Here is a 15593-nt window from a genome sequence, read left to right as displayed (position 1 = left end):
GTCCCACCTGTGTGGCCGTACGGTACGTGCTCACAGGGCGGACGTGGCAACTCTGGCACATCTTCGCAAGCCTCGAACGCACGGGTCCGCTAGGAGGCATTCGCCCACCTCACGAGGGACATGTTTCTTTTTCGTACGCCATCGGCAGCGAATTCCGATTGACACTCTTCGGTGATCCTCGGGGGCTTTTTCCCTTACGTGTCCGGGGCGGACAGGTGACGCGAAGAGGACTACCGGTTCGGGGGCGGGCCCTCGATCGGGCGGCCGGGCACCCCGGGGCGCCGTTGCCAGGGCAGCGGGCCGCCCGGCGGCCGGTAGCCGACCCCCAGGGCGTCGAGCCGCCGGTAATGGGCCGTCATCCGGTGTTCGAAGCCCGCGAAGTCCCGGTCGCGGGGGGCCGGAAGAGCGCTCCAGGCCACCTCCGCGAAGGCCGCGAGCCGGGGGAAGGCCTGGTAGTCCACGCGCGCGTGGTCCTCCATCACCTCCGTCCAGAGGTTGGCCTGGGTCCCCAGGATCCGGCGCGCCTGCGACGCGTCGAGCTCCGGTGGAACGGGCTCGAACCGGTACACGTCCTCCAGGGTGCGCACGTAGCCGATGGGTACGGGTTCGTCCGCGCCGTCCGCCTGCCGGTGGTCCAGGTACACGTGCTGCTCGGGGCACATGACGACGTCGTGACCGGCCCGCGCGGCCGCGATCCCGCCGCCGTAACCACGCCACGACGACACGGCCGCGCCCTCGGCGACACCGCCTTCCAGGATCTCGTCCCATCCGATGAGCCTGCGGCCCCGCGCGGCGAGCCACTTCGCGAAGTGCCCGACGAACCACGCCTGCAACGCGTCCTCGTCGGCGAGCCCGAGTTCCCGGATGCGGGCCTGCGCGGCCGGCGACGCCCGCCACTGGTCCTTCGGGCATTCGTCGCCGCCGATGTGGACGAACTCCGAGGGGAACAGTTCCAGCACTTCCTCGAACACCCCCTCGTAGAAGCGCAGGGTGTTGTCAGTGGGGGCGAGTACGTTCGGAGAGATCCCCCAGGTGTCCCAGACGGTCAGGGAGGCGGTGTCGATGACGTCGGTGTTGCCGAGTTCCGGATACGCGGCGATGGCGGCCTGCGAGTGGCCCGGTACGTCGATTTCGGGGACCACCGTGATATGCCGCTCGGCCGCGTAGGCGACGATCTCCCGGATGTCGTCCTGGGTGTAGTGGCCGCCGTGCGGCTTCTCCTCCCACAGCGGTGAGGCGCGGTGGCCGAATTTCGTGCGGGACCGCCAGGAGCCGACCTCGGTGAGCCGCGGGTACCGCTCGATCGGGAGGCGCCAGCCCTGGTCGTCCGTCAGATGGAAGTGGAAGACGTTGAGTTTGTGCGCCGCCATCAGATCCAGATAGCGCAGCACGCCTTCCTTCGGCATGAAGTGCCGGGCCACGTCGAGGAGCAGGCCACGCCACCGGAAGCGCGGGGCGTCCTCGATCCGGCACAGCGGCAGCCGCCGGGAACCGCCGGGCAGCGGGGCCCGCCGGAAGGCGTCGGGGCCGAGCAGCTGACGCAGCGTCTGGGCGCCCCAGAAGAGCCCGGCCGGACCGCCGCCCGCCAGGTCGACGCCGGTGGGCGTGACCGTGAGCCGGTAACCCTCCACGCCGAGGTCCGCGGTGACCGCCGGGTCGACGGACAGCCGTACGACGTTGTCGTCCGCGCCCGCGCCGGGCGGCAGCGGCAGGCCGGTGGCCGCCCCCAGGGTGCCGCGCAGCCAGCGTTCCGTGGGCGCGGCGCCCTCGCCCGCCGAGAGCCCGGTCCGCGCGTCCAGTTCGAAGAATCCGCCCCCGTGGACAACCGCGTCACGGGGCTCGGGAATCACGTCCACCATGTCAGTCCTTAACCGCTCCGCCCGGTCACCGGACCGGCCGTCGCTGTACGGGAAAAAGCTCTGCGGGGAAAGCGCGTACCCCTTCCCACGGGTCACCGGAAACATGATCGGGAAGCGGTCCGGAAGCGGAACCGGAATCGCGCCGCGGCGGCCGCCGTGAAAAGGGCGGGAGGCGCCGAGCCGGTCACCGCACCGCCCGCAGCACCGCCGGGCAGCCGACGAAGCGGCTGGCGAAGCGGCGGGCGAAGCGGCGGGCGAATTCCGCGCACAAGATTCACCACGGCCACAGCTCCTCCCCCGCACCCGACGGACATCGTTGCAGCATGTGCAATCGCGGTTTCGTTCAGCACAACGCCACAACGGAGGTTAGGGACCACACGAACACCTCGGCAAGAGGTCTGGACCACTCTGTGACGATGGGCGCGCCCTCCCGGCACAGCAAAGGCCCCGAAGCGCGCCGGAGCGCGCTCGGGGCCTCAGAGAGCCGAGCCGGAAAGCGGGGGGCTACTTGTCCTTGCCCTCGTTGTCGCCGCCGCCGCTCATGGACTCGTAGATCTCCTTGCACATGGGGCACACGGGGTACTTCTTCGGGTCGCGGCCCGGTACCCACACCTTGCCGCACAGCGCCACGACGGGAGTGCCGTCGAGCGCGCTCGCCATGATCTTGTCCTTCTGGACGTAGTGGGCGAAGCGCTCGTGGTCGCCGTCGCCATGGGACACCTGCGGCGTCGGCTCTACGAGGGTCCCCGTACCAGTCCCGCGCTCGGGCTCAAGAGTGCTCATGCCGCCAAGGGTACCGAGGCGCGCGTGAATCAGTTGAGCGAAGGGTCGTCGGGGTACGTGGCCACCATCGCGAGCTCGTTGCGCTGGCGGCGCAGGACCTCGCGCCAGAGTCTCTCGGGGGACGGGGAGGAGACGTCGCCGGGTTCGGACTCGACGACGTACCAGGCGCCCTCCACCAGCTCGTCCTCCAGCTGGCCGGGGCCCCATCCGGCGTACCCGGCGAAGATCCGCAGCGAGCCGAGGGCCGAAGCGAGCAGTTCCGGCGGGGCCTCCAGGTCGACAAGGCCGATCGCGCCGTGCACCCGGCGCCAGCCGAGCGGGGCCCGGTCGCCGTTCCCGCCGCCGGGGATGACCGCGACACCGAGCGCGGAGTCCAGCGAGACCGGGCCGCCCTGGAAGACGACCCCGGGCTCGCCGGCGAGGGAGGCCCAGCCCTCCAGGATGTCGCCGACGTCCACCGGGGTGGGCCGGTTGAGGACGACACCGAGGGAGCCCTCCTCGTCGTGGTCGAGAAGGAGCACCACCGCGCGGTCGAAGTTGGGGTCCGCCAGGGCGGGCGTGGCCACGAGCAGCCGCCCTGTGAGCGAGGACACCTCGGTCATGCCAGACATGATCCCGCATCTTCCCGCCCGGTGGGGAGCCAATCAGGGTGTGGGAGTGAATGCAGCTCAGGGAGGACGGAAGCGTCCCCGGCGCACGGTGACAGCCGGTGACCCCTCGTGCCCGAAGAGAAACGGTTCGTGTTGTGACACGGCTATGACGCAGCCGGGCGGTACTTGGGCTTACGGCAGGGGGCCGATGGGCGATTACTCTGTCTCTCCAGCCCTGCCCAACTCCACGGAACGCGAGATTCATGACCGTCAACGACGATGTCCTGCTTGTCCACGGCGGCACCCCGCTGGAGGGCGAGATCCGGGTCCGCGGTGCGAAGAACCTCGTACCGAAGGCCATGGTCGCCGCGCTGCTGGGCAGTGCGCCGAGTCGGCTGCGCAACGTTCCGGACATCCGTGACGTGCGGGTCGTACGCGGCCTGCTGCAGTTGCACGGGGTGACGGTACGGCCGGGTGAGGAGCCCGGTGAGCTGGTGCTGGACCCGACGTACGTGGAGAGCGCGAACGTCGCCGACATCGATGCCCACGCGGGGTCCAGCCGGATCCCGATCCTGTTCTGCGGCCCGCTGCTGCACCGGCTCGGGCACGCCTTCATCCCCGGGCTCGGCGGCTGCGACATCGGCGGCCGGCCGATCGACTTCCACTTCGACGTCCTGCGGCAGTTCGGCGCGACCATCGAGAAGCGTGCGGACGGGCAGTACCTGGAGGCGCCGAAGGGGCTGCGCGGTACGAAGATCCAGCTGCCGTACCCGTCCGTCGGCGCGACCGAGCAGGTGCTGCTGACGGCCGTACTCGCCGAGGGCGTCACGGAGTTGTCGAACGCGGCCGTCGAGCCGGAGATCGAGGACCTCATCTGCGTGCTGCAGAAGATGGGCGCGATCATCGCGATCGACACGGACCGCACGATCCGCATCACCGGTGTGGACCAGCTCGGCGGCTACACCCACCGCGCCCTGTCGGACCGCCTGGAGGCGGCGTCCTGGGCGTCGGCGGCGCTGGCGACCGAGGGCAACATCTACGTCCGGGGCGCCCAGCAGCGCTCGATGATGACGTTCCTGAACACCTACCGGAAGGTGGGCGGTGCCTTCGAGATCGACGACGAGGGCATTCGGTTCTGGCACCCCGGCGGCCAGCTGAAGTCCATCGCTCTGGAGACGGACGTGCACCCCGGCTTCCAGACCGACTGGCAGCAGCCGCTCGTGGTCGCCCTGACCCAGGCGACGGGCCTGTCCATCGTCCACGAGACGGTGTACGAGTCCCGCCTCGGCTTCACCTCCGCGCTGAACCAGATGGGCGCGCACATCCAGCTCTACCGCGAGTGCCTCGGCGGTTCGGCCTGCCGCTTCGGCCAGCGCAACTTCCTGCACTCCGCGGTCGTCTCGGGCCCGACCAAGCTGCAGGGCGCCGACCTGGTCATCCCCGACCTGCGCGGCGGCTTCTCCTACCTGATCGCCGCCCTCGCGGCCCAGGGCACCTCCCGCGTCCACGGCATCGACCTCATCAACCGCGGCTACGAGAACTTCATGGAGAAGCTCGTGGAACTGGGCGCCAAGGTGGAACTCCCGGGCAAGGCCCTCGGCTGACCCCCGCACCATCCCACCCCCGGCCCGGCGAACGCACGCCGGCCGGGGGCGGGGAGTCCGGGGGCTGCCCCCGGGAGACTGGGGCGAAGGCAGAATCCGCGGGCAAGGCCCCGGCTGACCACCGCCTACGGGCGGGCTCAGCTTGCGCTCTGGTGGTGGTACGACGATGGGGCGGCCCCTTGGTGGAGGGGCCGCCCCATCGTCGTGTCACGCGCCGTATGCCGTCCCGTGGCGTACGGACGGCAAGGTCACTTGCCCTTCGCGGCTTCCTTCAGCTTCGAGCCCGCGGAGACCTTCACGCTGTAGCCCGCGGGGATGTTGATCGGCTCGCCGGTCTGCGGGTTGCGCGCGGTACGAGCGGCACGGTGGGTGCGCTCGAAGGTCAGGAAGCCGGGGATGGTGACCTTCTCGTCGCCCTTGGAGACGATGTCGCCGACGACGTCGGCGAACGCGGCCAGCACGGCGTCGGCGTCCTTGCGAGTCACCTCGGCACGGTCGGCCAGCGCGGCCACCAGCTCACTGCGGTTCATGTTGTTACTCCCGTGTTCTTCTTGCCATTGAGGCGTGCCACGCGGCGAAGCCGCATGTTGGGCCGGGACGCATCCTGCCCCCACCTGCGGCGGGAACGCCAATCCGGGCGCCGCGCCTACCCTACGGCTGGGCCGAAGGGGGGGTTTCACGACGCGCCGGTTCTGGAGCGTGGCAAGTTTCACAGCCGTTTGCCCGGGAGCCACACCCTCGACGCGGGGCTCAGGCGCCCTTCGCCGCTTCCCGGACCGCTCCCGCCACCGCCCCCGCGACCTTCTCGTTGAAGACGCTGGGGATGATGTAGTTCGGGTTCAGTTCGTCCTCCGTGACCACGTCGGCGAGAGCCTTCGCGGCCGCGAGCATCATGTCCGTGTTCACCGTACGGGACTGCGCGTCCAGCAGGCCACGGAAGACACCCGGGAAGACCAGCACGTTGTTGATCTGGTTGGGGAAGTCGGAGCGCCCGGTGGCCACCACGGCGGCCGTCTGGCGGGCGACCGCCGGATCGACCTCGGGGTCCGGGTTCGCGAGTGCGAACACGATCGCGCCGTCGGCCATGGCGGCGACGTCCGCGCCGTCGAGGACGTTCGGGGCGGAGACGCCGATGAAGACGTCCACGCCGCGCACGGCCTCCTTGAGGGAGCCGGTGAGCGCCTCGGGGTTGGTGTTGTCGGCGATCCAGCGCAGCGGCGAGTCGGCGGGCGCGTCCACGAGGTCCTCGCGGGCGGAGTGCACGACACCGCGGATGTCGGCGACGACGGCGTTCTTCACGCCGGCCGCGATCAGCAGCTTGAGGATGGCCGTACCGGCCGCGCCGGCGCCGGACATGACGACCCGGATGTTCTCGATCGCCTTGCCGGTGCAGCGCAGCGCGTTCGTGAGGGCGGCGAGCACGACGATCGCGGTGCCGTGCTGGTCGTCGTGGAAGACGGGGATGTCGAGGGCCTCGCGCAGCCGCGCCTCGATCTCGAAGCAGCGGGGGGCGGAGATGTCCTCCAGGTTGATGCCCGCGAAGCCCGGCGCGATGGCCTTGACGATCTCGACGATCGCGTCGGTGTCCTGGGTGTCGAGGCACAGCGGCCAGGCGTCGATGCCCGCGAACCGCTTGAAGAGGGCCGCCTTGCCCTCCATGACGGGCAGCGCGGCCTTGGGGCCGATGTTGCCGAGGCCGAGGACCGCGGAGCCGTCCGTCACGACCGCAACGGAGTTGCGCTTGATGGTGAGGCGGCGCGCGTCCTCGGGGTTCTCCGCGATCGCCATGCACACGCGGGCCACGCCCGGGGTGTAGATCATGGAGAGGTCGTCACGGTTGCGGATGGGGTGCTTCGACGCCATCTCGATCTTGCCGCCGAGGTGCATCAGGAACGTACGGTCGGAGACCTTGCCGAGGGTGACGCCCTCGATGCCACGCAGCTGCTGGACGATCTGGTCGGCGTGGGCGGTCGAGCTGGCCGCGATGGTGACGTCGATACGGAGCTTCTCGTGGCCGGACGCGGTGACGTCGAGGCCGGTGACCGAGCCTCCGGAGGACTCCACGGCGGTGGTGAGCTGCGAGACGGCCGTTCCGCTCGCGGGCACCTCCAACCGGATGGTCATCGAGTAGGAGACGCTGGGCGCCGTTGCCATGGCCGACTTCCTTCGTTTCACCGTGTCGCTGGTTTTGCCGTCCGATCGTCGCACCTACCGCCGGGTAGGCGTTAGCCGGGCTTGATTGAGTACCTATTGTTCGCGCGAAAAAGAGGCCCACGTCACACGGTGACGTGGGCCTCTCCGACGTTCATGACACCGACCCGCCATGCTCGCCTCGCGGCAAGTGGTCGCTCGTAGCGACGAAGGTTGGGCCCGGGGGCTTGGATCGGGCCGGTGTCACGACAAGGCTAACAAACAGATCCCGTCTGGCCATTCCCGTCCGCCGACTTCACAGAAAACCTCCAGCCGAACGGCTCCCCGGACCGCTCCCGGCACAGGTCGCATCAGTCCCTGAGCAGGTCGGGCACCCCCGCCGCGTCCGGTTCGTCCCGCTCCGCGGAGACCACCGTCAGCTGCTGGGTCGCCCGGGTGAGCGCCACGTACAGCACGCGCAGCCCGGCAGGGGACTCGTCGGCGATCTCCGCGGGCGACACGACGACCGTCGCGTCGTACTCCAGGCCCTTGGCCTCCAGGCTGCCCAGGGCCACCACCCGGTCGCCGAGCCCGGCCAGCCAGCGGGCGGCCTCGGCGCGCCTTTCCATGGCGACGACCACGCCGACCGTGCCGTCCACCAGGCCGAGCAGCCGCTCCGCCTCGCCGCGCACGGTCTTCTCCAGGGAGTCGCGCACCACCGTGAAGCGGGGTTCGACGCCGGTGGAGCGGACGGCCGAGGGGGACGTGGCGCCGGGCATGGCGAGAGCCAGCACCTTGGCGGCGAGTTCGGCGATCTCCGCGGGGTTGCGGTAGTTCACGGTGAGCTCGAAGCGGCGGCGCGGGCGGCTGCCGAGGGCCTCGTCGCGTGCCTCGGCGGCCTCGTCGGGGTCGGACCAGGAGGACTGGGCCGGGTCGCCGACGACCGTCCAGGTGGCGTGCCGGCCCCTGCGGCCGACCATCCGCCACTGCATCGGGGTGAGGTCCTGGGCCTCGTCGACGATGACGTGGGCGTACTCGACGCGCTCCTGGGCGAGCCGTTCGGCGCGCTCGCGCTGGGACTCCTCGCGCACCGGCATCAGCTCCTCCAGGCCGGTGAGCTGGTCCAGCGGGTCCGCCTCGCGCCTGCGCTTCGGGCGGGCCGGGGCGCCGAGGATCGCCTGGAGCTCGTCGAGCATGGCGATGTCGTGGACCGTGTGGCCGTCCCGCTTCAGGGAGCGGGCCACCCGGCGGACCTCGCCGGGGTTGAGGATGCGGCGGGCCCAGCGGCCGAGGCGTCTCTCGTCGGCCATGGCCGTCAGCACGGTCCGCGGGGTCAGCTCGGGCCACCAGGCGTCGAGGAACTCGATGAAGGGGTCCTCGGTGAGGATGTCCTCGTCGAAGGAGGAGCGCAGTTCGGCGGCGAGTTCCGGGTCGGTGTGGCGGCCGGCCGCGCCCGAGCGGGCCCACAGGGCGTCGAGGAGCAGCTTGCGGGCGCGCGGGCGGAGCAGGTTGACCGGGGCCGTGCCACCCAGCGCGTTCTGCCGGATGCGGTCGAGTTCCTCGGCCTCCAGCTCCAGGCGGCGGCCGAAGGCGACCACCCGGAGCCGGGTCGGCGAGTCGTTCAGCTCCAGGGCGCCGCGGGCGGCCTTGCGCAGCACCCGGAGCATCCGGGAGGAGCCCTTGGCGCGGGCGGTGGCCGGGCTGTCGTAGAGGGTGGCCTCCGCGCCGTCGACCAGGGAGCCGATGGCGCGGATGGCGACCTGGCCCTCCTCGCCGAGGGAGGGCAGGACGCCTTCGGTGTACGCCACCAGGAGCGGGGTCGGGGAGACGATCAGGATGCCGCCCGCGTAGCGGCGCCGGTCCTGGTAGAGCAGGTAGGCGGCGCGGTGCAGGGCGACGGCGGTCTTGCCGGTGCCCGGGCCGCCCTCGACGTAGGTGACGGAGGCGGCGGGGGCGCGGATGACCAGGTCCTGCTCGGCCTGGATGGAGGCGACGATGTCCCGCATGGTGTGGCTGCGGGCCTGGCCGAGGGCGGCCATCAGGGCGCCGTCGCCGATCACGGGCAGCCGGTCGCCGTCCAGGAACGCGGTGAGCTCGGGGCGCATCAGGTCGTCCTCGACACCGAGGACGCGGCGGCCCTTGGAGCGGATGACCCGGCGTCGTACGACACGCCCGGGATCCACCGGAGTGGACCTGTAGAAGGGGGCCGCGGCCGGCGCCCGCCAGTCGATGACCAGGGGCGCGTAGTCCTGGTCGAGGACGCCGATGCGGCCGATGTGCAGGGTCTCGGCGATGTCGGCGGTGTGGTCGGCGCGGACCGCGCCCTCCGCCGGCTCCACGGCGGTGTAGGCGCCGTCGGGGCCCTTCTTGCCGTCCTTGCCGAGGAGCAGGTCGATCCGGCCGAAGAGGAAGTCCTCGAACTCGTTGTTGAGCCGGTTCAGGTGGACGCCGGCCCGGAAGACCTGCGCGTCCCGCTCGGCGAGCGCACCCGGGGTGCCTACCTGACCGCGCTTGGCCGCGTCGTTCATCAGGAACTCCGCCTCGTGGATCTTCTCCTCGAGGCGCCTGTACACCCGGTCGAGGTGTGCTTGTTCGACGCTGATCTCACGGTCCCGAACCGAGTCCTCCGAGGACTCGGGTGCGGAGCCGTGCGAGCCGACCGCGGATTGCTGAGCCTGAGCGGCCACCGGGCCCCCTTCTGACGTGCTGGGCAGCCGTCAACCGTACGCGAAGGGGGCCCGCCGAAGCTACGCGCTGACCGAGACCAGCTTCTTGCCGCTGAACGTCATCACCTCGAAGTGATCGATCTCGTTGGGGGTGAAGGCCGCGCCGCCGTTGACGTAGAGCGGCTGCTTGGCCTTCTCCGTCTTGGCGTCGGCGAGGCCGTAGCCCCAGTTCGGGACGGACCAGGAGGAGACCGTCTCACGCTCGCCGTTCTTGCCGACGGCGATGAGCGAGCACTTCTCCGGGCCGCTGACGTTCTTGAGCTGGAGGACCGCGTGGGTGCCCCAGTCCTTCTTCTCCAGGGCGACGGTCGCGGTGACGTGGGTCGTCGGGTCCGTGGCCGTCATCTTGTCGGACAGGGTCTGGAAGGCCGCCTGGGCAGCCGTCCCGCCCGCCGTGTTCGAGGTGCCGCCCGAGGATCCGCCGCTCGCCGCCAGCACGGCCAGCGGGCCGCCGACGATCAGCGCGATGGAGGCCGCAAGGGCGAAGAGGTTGCGCCGGCTGCGGACCTTCCGCTTCTCGGCCACCTCCACGACCAGCTTCTCGACCATCCGGGGGCTGGGCTTCGCGGACAGCGACTCGCCGATGGACGGCGTGCTTCCGGAGCCCGGCAGATCGGCCAGGGCCGCCAGCATGGGCTCCATCCCGGCCAGCTCGTCGAGCTGCTGGGCGCACCATTCGCACCCGGCCAGGTGGGCTTCGAAAGCGGTTGCCTCGGCGTCGTCGAGAATCCCCAGCGCATACGCGCCGACGGTCTCATGCTCATTGGGCACCGGAGATTCCTGCATGGCACCAGACATACCCGCACCACCTGTGCCGAACCCGCCGTGCCCCCCGTACACACTCATCACGCCGTCACCCCCCGCTCCTCAAGTGCCAGCTTCATCGACCGCAGGGCGTAGAACACCCGAGAGCGAACGGTGCCGCTGGGTATGCCCAGCGTCTCGGCCGCCTCGTTGACGGTACGCCCCTTGAAGTACGTCTCGACGAGCACCTCCCGGTGGGCCGGGGTCAGGTCGTCGAGCGCGTCGGACAGCGTCATCAGCCACAGCGCCTTGTCGATCTCGTCCTCCGCGGGGATGACCTCCAGCGGCGACGGATCGACCTCCTGCGGCCGGGCCTGCCGGCTGCGGTGACCGTCGATGACGATGCGGCGAGCGACCGTCACCAGCCAGGGGCGTACCGATCCGGTCGCTCGATTGAGCTGACCGGCGTTCTTCCAGGCACGGATGAGTGTCTCTTGCACGACGTCCTCGGCGCGTTGCCGGTCACCGGCGACCAGTCGCAGGACATACGCGAGGAGAGGTCCGGCGTGCTCCCTGTACAGGGCACGCATCAGCTCCTCATCAGGCTCCGAGGGCTGGGACATGCGATGTCGGGCCCTCGATCCACGTTCATTGGCCACGGCCGCATCCTTGCGCACGCCCACCTCCGGTGTCCGGGGGTTCCCCCAGTCGGTCGCTCCCCCACCGGTACGGAAGTGGCTCGCGGGGTGTTCAACAAGACCCCACATTTTTCTGCGTGGTGCCATGACGAGCGGGACATGACAGCACATTCCCCCCTCGTGATCTTTACATTTCCGACACATCGTCGAGGAGGGGCGGGCTGCCCGTACGCGGCGGTCACCAAACGGAGTGTTGTCGAAATCACGTTCCGGGAGCTTCGGTGAAGGTCCGGCAGAAGCCGTCAAAGGGACAGGAGTTGGCCGCACGGGGTGGCCGCCCGGGGTGGCCCTCCGGTGACGGGAGGACCGGGGTTCAGGCGCGGGCGAGAGCGGCTCGGCGGCGGTGCCGGGCCACCCGTTCGCGGTTGCCGCAGACCTCACTGGAGCACCAACGGCGCCTGCGGCCGCGGGAGGTGTCCAGGTACACGAGGGGGCAGTTGTCGCCCTCGCACTCCCGGATCGCCGCCCGGGCGGCGGGGTCGGTGAGCAGTTCCACGGCGTCCCGGGCGACGGCCGCGAGCAGCGCGGCGCACGCGGGCGGTCCCGCCAACTCCCGCACCAGGGAGCCGTCCTCGCCGGACACGGCACGCGGGGCCGGGGGCGTGCCGCCGGCCAGCTCGTTGACCCGGGCGAGCGCGAGCTCGTACGACCGGGTCCGCGCCGCGTTCCGGCCGCGTACCAACTCCGCCACGTGCCCCCGCAGTTCCCGGAAGCCCGGCAACCACCCCGGGTCGGCGTGCGCCAACGGCGTGCCCGCCGGGACCAGCCCGGATCCGGTGATCCAGGCCCGCAACGGCCCCGGTCCGTCCAGCCGTTCGCCGGGATGCGTGGTCGCCAGCAGGTCCAGGCAGATCCGCCCGGCGTCGAAGCGCAGCTCGTAGGGGGCCGCGGCCGTACCCAGTGCCATGTGCCTGCCACCGCCTAGGACAGGGAACCGTGTCCCTTCACAGTGCCCGGCCCGAGGACCGGCCGGAAGCCCTCGCACGGTGGTTGGGTGCGGTTCCTGGACGATGCGGTGGCGAGCCCGTCGGACTCCCGTAACCCCGACCTCTCACCCGCCCCCTCCCCGGGGTGAGAGCAACGTTCCCTTCCGGTCACCCACAGCCACAGCGCGGAAACGCCGCCTCCCTACCTTCGGGCTCAGTCACTCATCCGAAGTCGGCAGACCGAGCACGCGGAGCACCGTGGAGGCGTCATGACAGCCCCAGCCCCTACTTCACGTAGCCGCTGGATCCAGGAGTGGGATCCGGAGGACGAGACGTTCTGGAAAGAGACCGGGGAGAAGGTCGCACGACGCAATCTGTACTTCTCCGTGCTCTCCGAGCACATCGGGTTCTCGATCTGGACGCTGTGGTCCGTGCTGGTGCTCTTCATGGGCCCGGAGTACGGGCTCACCCCGGCCGACAAGTTCCTGCTGACGTCGATGGTGACGCTGGTCGGCGCCGTCGTCCGCGTCCCCTACACCTTCGCCGTGGCGATCTTCGGCGGGCGGAACTGGACGATCATCTCAGCCAGCCTCCTCCTCATTCCGACCATCGCCGCGTTCGCGGTGATGAAGCCGGGGACCTCGTTCGACACGTTCCTGTGGATCGGGCTCCTCGCGGGTATCGGCGGCGGCAACTTCGCCTCCTCCATGACCAACATCAACGCCTTCTTCCCGCTGAGGAAGAAGGGGTGGGCCCTCGGGCTGAACGCGGGCGGCGGCAACGTCGGTGTCGCCGCGATCCAGCTCGTGGCCCTCGCGGTCATCGGTGCCGACGGCGGTCCGCGCGTGCTGCTCGGGATCTACATCCCGCTGATCGTCGTCGCCGCCGGCTGCGCCGCGCTGTTCATGAACAACATCGAGAACGTCAAGAACGACACCGGCGCCGCCAAGGACGCCGCGAAGGACGCCCACACCTGGATCATGTCCTTCCTCTACGTCGGGACGTTCGGGTCGTTCATCGGCTACAGCTTTGCCTTCGGGCAGGTGCTCACCAACCAGTTCGGCCGTACGCCGCTGCAGGCGACCTACCTCACCTTCATGGGCCCGCTGCTCGGCTCCCTGATCCGTCCCGTGGGCGGCTGGCTCGCCGACAAGTACGGCGGCTCGAAGATCACTCTGTACAACTACGTCGCCATGGCCGCCGCCACCGCCGTCCTGGTCGTCGCCAGCATGCAGAAGTCGCTGCCGCTGTTCGTCGTCGCGTTCGTGGTGCTGTTCTCGCTCACCGGAATCGGCAACGGGTCGACGTTCAAGATGATCCCCGGCATCTTCCACACCAAGGCCCTCGCCCAGGGGCTGGAGGGCGAGGAAGCCGTCAAGTACGGGCGACGCCTCTCCGGCGCCTCCATGGGGCTGATCGGGGCGGTCGGCGCGCTCGGCGGCGTCGGCATCAACCTCGCCTTCCGGCAGTCCTTCCTTTCCTATGGCTCCGGCACCGGCGCCTTCGTGGCCTTCCTGGCCTTCTACGGCCTCTGCTTCGCCGTCACCTGGGCCGTATACCTTCGCCGGCCGGTCGCCCAGGGGCACCCCACAGCCGCCTCCGAGGCAAAGGCGCAGCTCAGCTATGCCGAGGTGTGACGTAACACTGGTGACATGAAGCGGAACCGAGCCTGTCACGCGCCGTTGACAGGCTCGGTTCGCCTGCGGGTCAGCTAGGAGAGCAGCCATGTACGAGGAACAGCAGCGACCGGACGACGGCGGTCAGCACGGTCCCCTCGCGGGGTTCACCGTGGGGGTCACCGCCGCGCGCCGCGCCGACGAGCTGGGAGCACTGCTCCAGCGGCGCGGCGCCGCCGTGCTGCACGCGCCCGCCCTGCGCATCGTGCCGCTCGCCGACGACGGGGAGCTTCTCGCCGCCACGAAGGAGATCATCGACCAGGCGCCGGACGTGGTCGTGGCGACGACCGCGATCGGGTTCCGGGGCTGGATCGAGGCCGCGGACGGGTGGGGCTTCGGCGAGCAGTTGCTGGAGAGGCTGCGGAACGTCGAGTTGCTCGCGCGCGGGCCCAAGGTGAAGGGGGCCGTGCGGGCCGCCGGGCTCACCGAGGAGTGGTCGCCGTCCTCCGAGTCCATGGCGGAGGTGCTCGACCGGCTCCTGGAGGAGGGCGTCGACGGCCGCCGGATCGCCGTACAGCTGCACGGGGAACCGCTGCCGGGGTTCGTCGAGTCGCTGCGGGCCGCGGGCGCGGAGGTGCTGCCGGTGCCGGTGTACCGGTGGATGCCGCCGGAGGACCTCGGGCCGGTGGACCGGCTCCTCGACGCCGTGGTCTCGCGCTCGGTGGACGCCCTCACCTTCACCAGCGCGCCCGCCGCGGCCTCGCTGATCTCCCGCGCCGAGGACCGCGGGCTGCGGGACGACCTGCTCGCCGCCCTCGGCCACGACGTCGTCCCCGCCTGCGTCGGGCCGGTGACAGCCCTGCCGCTCCAGGCCGTCGGGGTCGACACCATCCAGCCTGAGCGCTTCCGGCTCGGCCCCCTCGTACAGCTTCTCTGCCGGGAACTCCCCTCGCGTGCCCGGGCGTTGCCCGTCGCCGGACACCGGGTGGAGATCCGGGGGCACGCCGTCCTCGTCGACGGCGACCTGAAGCCGGTACCGCCGGCCGGCATGTCCCTGCTGCGGGCGCTCTCCCGCCGTCCGGGCTGGGTGGTCGCCCGCTCCGAACTCCTCCGCGCCCTGCCCGGCGCGGGCCGCGACGAACACGCGGTGGAGACCGCGATGGCCCGGCTGCGTACGGCCCTGGGAGCGCCGAAACTGATCCAGACGGTGGTCAAGCGCGGATACCGGCTGGCCCTGGACCCGGCGGCGGACACGAAGTACGGGGACGCGTGAGGGGGCGCGGCCTGGAACGTGGGCCCGGCCGCTCCCTCACACGTAGGTCACCTGGTGGATGGGGGGCGTCCGCGACACTCCCCCTGGGTCGGCCCGGAGGCGCCGTCGAGGTAGAAGGCGGACGCGTCCCGCACCAGCTCGTCGGCTCTTGTCTCGATCTCGGCGACAAAGGCAGGCGGTGAGCCACCGACGACGTACTCCTCCGCCGGGTCGTACTCCCACCGCCAGGTCACCCGGACACCGCCTGTTGCGCCTCGGCCTCGACAGCTCGCAGCTCCGCCGTCGCCTCCCCGAAGCCGGGGTCGTCACGGCTGTCGGTGGCGTGCACGGCCGCGAGGGCGGCCTGGTGACGGGAGTGGAGATCGGGCCGTCGTTCGATCTCCACCTGTGCCTGCCAATAGGCCAGCCAGTGCCGAAGGTGGCCGACCTTGCCGTCCGTAAGCGCGGCGGCCAGCGCCTGTTCCTTGTGCTGTTCCATCTCGGACAGCCGGTGCGGGGCGATGCGGGCCAGCGCGACCCGAACCGCGTCCGGCGTCGACTCGGGGCGGGGGATCAGCTCATGACCATGGTCGGGCTGTGTGGTCATGCGGCGGCTCCTCTTTCCTTCGCTGCCTGTCCCCACCGTACTGGGCATCACGGTCAAC

14 protein-coding genes are annotated in these 15593 nt (G+C 70.7%); 3 read left to right on the top strand and 11 right to left on the bottom strand.

From position 1 onward, the window contains the following. Positions 1-230: 230 nt before the first annotated feature. The 3 genes from AB0G52_RS05160 to AB0G52_RS05150 form a co-directional block, all read right to left on the bottom strand. Positions 231-1859 (bottom strand): beta-N-acetylhexosaminidase, encoded by a 1629-nt coding sequence (locus AB0G52_RS05160; RefSeq protein ID WP_132890536.1) that lies wholly within the window; start codon positions 1857-1859, stop codon positions 231-233. Positions 1860-2363: 504 nt separating this feature from the next. Continuing rightward, complete coding sequence (locus tag AB0G52_RS05155; RefSeq protein ID WP_132890535.1) at positions 2364-2642, bottom strand: DUF3039 domain-containing protein; 279 nt, start codon at positions 2640-2642, stop codon at positions 2364-2366. A gap of 29 nt (positions 2643-2671) precedes the next feature. After that, positions 2672-3244 carry a YqgE/AlgH family protein gene (locus AB0G52_RS05150; RefSeq protein WP_361333855.1) on the bottom strand — a complete coding sequence of 191 codons (573 nt, stop codon included), beginning with the start codon at positions 3242-3244 and terminating at the stop codon, positions 2672-2674. Between the two features lie 251 nt (positions 3245-3495). On the opposite strand from AB0G52_RS05150, the gene murA reads away from it, so the two are divergent. Beyond that, the gene (murA, locus tag AB0G52_RS05145) at positions 3496-4836 is read left to right on the top strand and encodes a UDP-N-acetylglucosamine 1-carboxyvinyltransferase (protein WP_132890534.1); all 1341 of its coding nucleotides are present in this window, start codon (positions 3496-3498) and stop codon (positions 4834-4836) included. A 248-nt stretch (positions 4837-5084) separates the two neighbouring features. On the opposite strand, the gene AB0G52_RS05140 is transcribed toward murA, so the two are convergent. The 6 genes from AB0G52_RS05140 to AB0G52_RS05115 form a co-directional block, all read right to left on the bottom strand. Next, on the bottom strand, positions 5085-5366 hold the full coding sequence (locus AB0G52_RS05140) for an HU family DNA-binding protein (protein WP_046733427.1): 282 nt from the start codon (positions 5364-5366) through the stop codon (positions 5085-5087). Between the two features lie 220 nt (positions 5367-5586). Further along, entirely contained in the window at positions 5587-6990 is a 1404-nt protein-coding gene (locus AB0G52_RS05135) for an NAD-dependent malic enzyme (RefSeq protein ID WP_361333851.1), read from the bottom strand. Between the two features lie 347 nt (positions 6991-7337). Continuing rightward, positions 7338-9653, bottom strand: a complete 2316-nt coding sequence (locus AB0G52_RS05130; RefSeq protein ID WP_361333848.1) for a UvrD-helicase domain-containing protein — start codon at positions 9651-9653, stop codon at positions 7338-7340. Between the two features lie 60 nt (positions 9654-9713). Then, the gene (locus tag AB0G52_RS05125; protein WP_361333845.1) at positions 9714-10538 is read right to left on the bottom strand and encodes a zf-HC2 domain-containing protein; all 825 of its coding nucleotides are present in this window, start codon (positions 10536-10538) and stop codon (positions 9714-9716) included. Beyond that, positions 10538-11059 carry a sigma-70 family RNA polymerase sigma factor gene (locus tag AB0G52_RS05120; RefSeq protein ID WP_010039908.1) on the bottom strand — a complete coding sequence of 174 codons (522 nt, stop codon included), beginning with the start codon at positions 11057-11059 and terminating at the stop codon, positions 10538-10540. The genes AB0G52_RS05125 and AB0G52_RS05120 overlap by 1 nt, the downstream gene beginning before the upstream one ends. 388 nt (positions 11060-11447) lie before the next feature. After that, positions 11448-12041, bottom strand: coding sequence for a CGNR zinc finger domain-containing protein (locus AB0G52_RS05115; RefSeq protein WP_132890530.1), 594 nt, complete (start codon positions 12039-12041; stop codon positions 11448-11450). A 288-nt stretch (positions 12042-12329) separates the two neighbouring features. Here AB0G52_RS05115 and AB0G52_RS05110 point away from each other — a divergent pair, with 288 nt between their 5' ends. Together AB0G52_RS05110 and AB0G52_RS05105 are read left to right on the top strand one after the other, a co-directional pair. Next, positions 12330-13697, top strand: coding sequence for a nitrate/nitrite transporter (locus tag AB0G52_RS05110; protein WP_361333841.1), 1368 nt, complete (start codon positions 12330-12332; stop codon positions 13695-13697). An 88-nt stretch (positions 13698-13785) separates the two neighbouring features. Then, positions 13786-14949: a uroporphyrinogen-III synthase gene (locus tag AB0G52_RS05105; RefSeq protein ID WP_132890528.1), complete on the top strand. Its 1164-nt coding sequence runs from the start codon at positions 13786-13788 to the stop codon at positions 14947-14949. Between the two features lie 47 nt (positions 14950-14996). On the opposite strand, the gene AB0G52_RS05100 is transcribed toward AB0G52_RS05105, so the two are convergent. Both AB0G52_RS05100 and AB0G52_RS05095 read right to left on the bottom strand, forming a co-directional pair. Continuing rightward, entirely contained in the window at positions 14997-15182 is a 186-nt protein-coding gene (locus AB0G52_RS05100) for a hypothetical protein (RefSeq protein WP_132890527.1), read from the bottom strand. Then, positions 15179-15535, bottom strand: a complete 357-nt coding sequence (locus AB0G52_RS05095; RefSeq protein ID WP_361333837.1) for a hypothetical protein — start codon at positions 15533-15535, stop codon at positions 15179-15181. The genes AB0G52_RS05100 and AB0G52_RS05095 overlap by 4 nt, the downstream gene beginning before the upstream one ends. Positions 15536-15593: the final 58 nt, after the last annotated feature.

It is taken from the genome of Streptomyces sp. NPDC021562, assembly GCF_040640875.1.
GTDB lineage: Bacteria > Actinomycetota > Actinomycetes > Streptomycetales > Streptomycetaceae > Streptomyces.
This window is presented reverse-complemented; position numbering and strand designations above follow the sequence as displayed.

What these genes read in the sequence shown, in the direction of transcription:
- AB0G52_RS05160 (WP_132890536.1), bottom strand. Translation starts at nt 1,859, where the DNA reads ATGGTGGACGTGATTCCCGAGCCCCGTGACGCGGTTGTCCACGGGGGC.
- AB0G52_RS05155 (WP_132890535.1), bottom strand. Translation starts at nt 2,642, where the DNA reads ATGAGCACTCTTGAGCCCGAGCGCGGGACTGGTACGGGGACCCTCGTA.
- AB0G52_RS05150 (WP_361333855.1), bottom strand. Translation starts at nt 3,244, where the DNA reads ATGACCGAGGTGTCCTCGCTCACAGGGCGGCTGCTCGTGGCCACGCCC.
- murA (WP_132890534.1), top strand. Translation starts at nt 3,496, where the DNA reads ATGACCGTCAACGACGATGTCCTGCTTGTCCACGGCGGCACCCCGCTG.
- AB0G52_RS05140 (WP_046733427.1), bottom strand. Translation starts at nt 5,366, where the DNA reads ATGAACCGCAGTGAGCTGGTGGCCGCGCTGGCCGACCGTGCCGAGGTG.
- AB0G52_RS05135 (WP_361333851.1), bottom strand. Translation starts at nt 6,990, where the DNA reads ATGGCAACGGCGCCCAGCGTCTCCTACTCGATGACCATCCGGTTGGAG.
- AB0G52_RS05125 (WP_361333845.1), bottom strand. Translation starts at nt 10,538, where the DNA reads ATGAGTGTGTACGGGGGGCACGGCGGGTTCGGCACAGGTGGTGCGGGT.
- AB0G52_RS05120 (WP_010039908.1), bottom strand. Translation starts at nt 11,059, where the DNA reads ATGTCCCAGCCCTCGGAGCCTGATGAGGAGCTGATGCGTGCCCTGTAC.
- AB0G52_RS05115 (WP_132890530.1), bottom strand. Translation starts at nt 12,041, where the DNA reads ATGGCACTGGGTACGGCCGCGGCCCCCTACGAGCTGCGCTTCGACGCC.
- AB0G52_RS05110 (WP_361333841.1), top strand. Translation starts at nt 12,330, where the DNA reads ATGACAGCCCCAGCCCCTACTTCACGTAGCCGCTGGATCCAGGAGTGG.
- AB0G52_RS05105 (WP_132890528.1), top strand. Translation starts at nt 13,786, where the DNA reads ATGTACGAGGAACAGCAGCGACCGGACGACGGCGGTCAGCACGGTCCC.
- AB0G52_RS05095 (WP_361333837.1), bottom strand. Translation starts at nt 15,535, where the DNA reads ATGACCACACAGCCCGACCATGGTCATGAGCTGATCCCCCGCCCCGAG.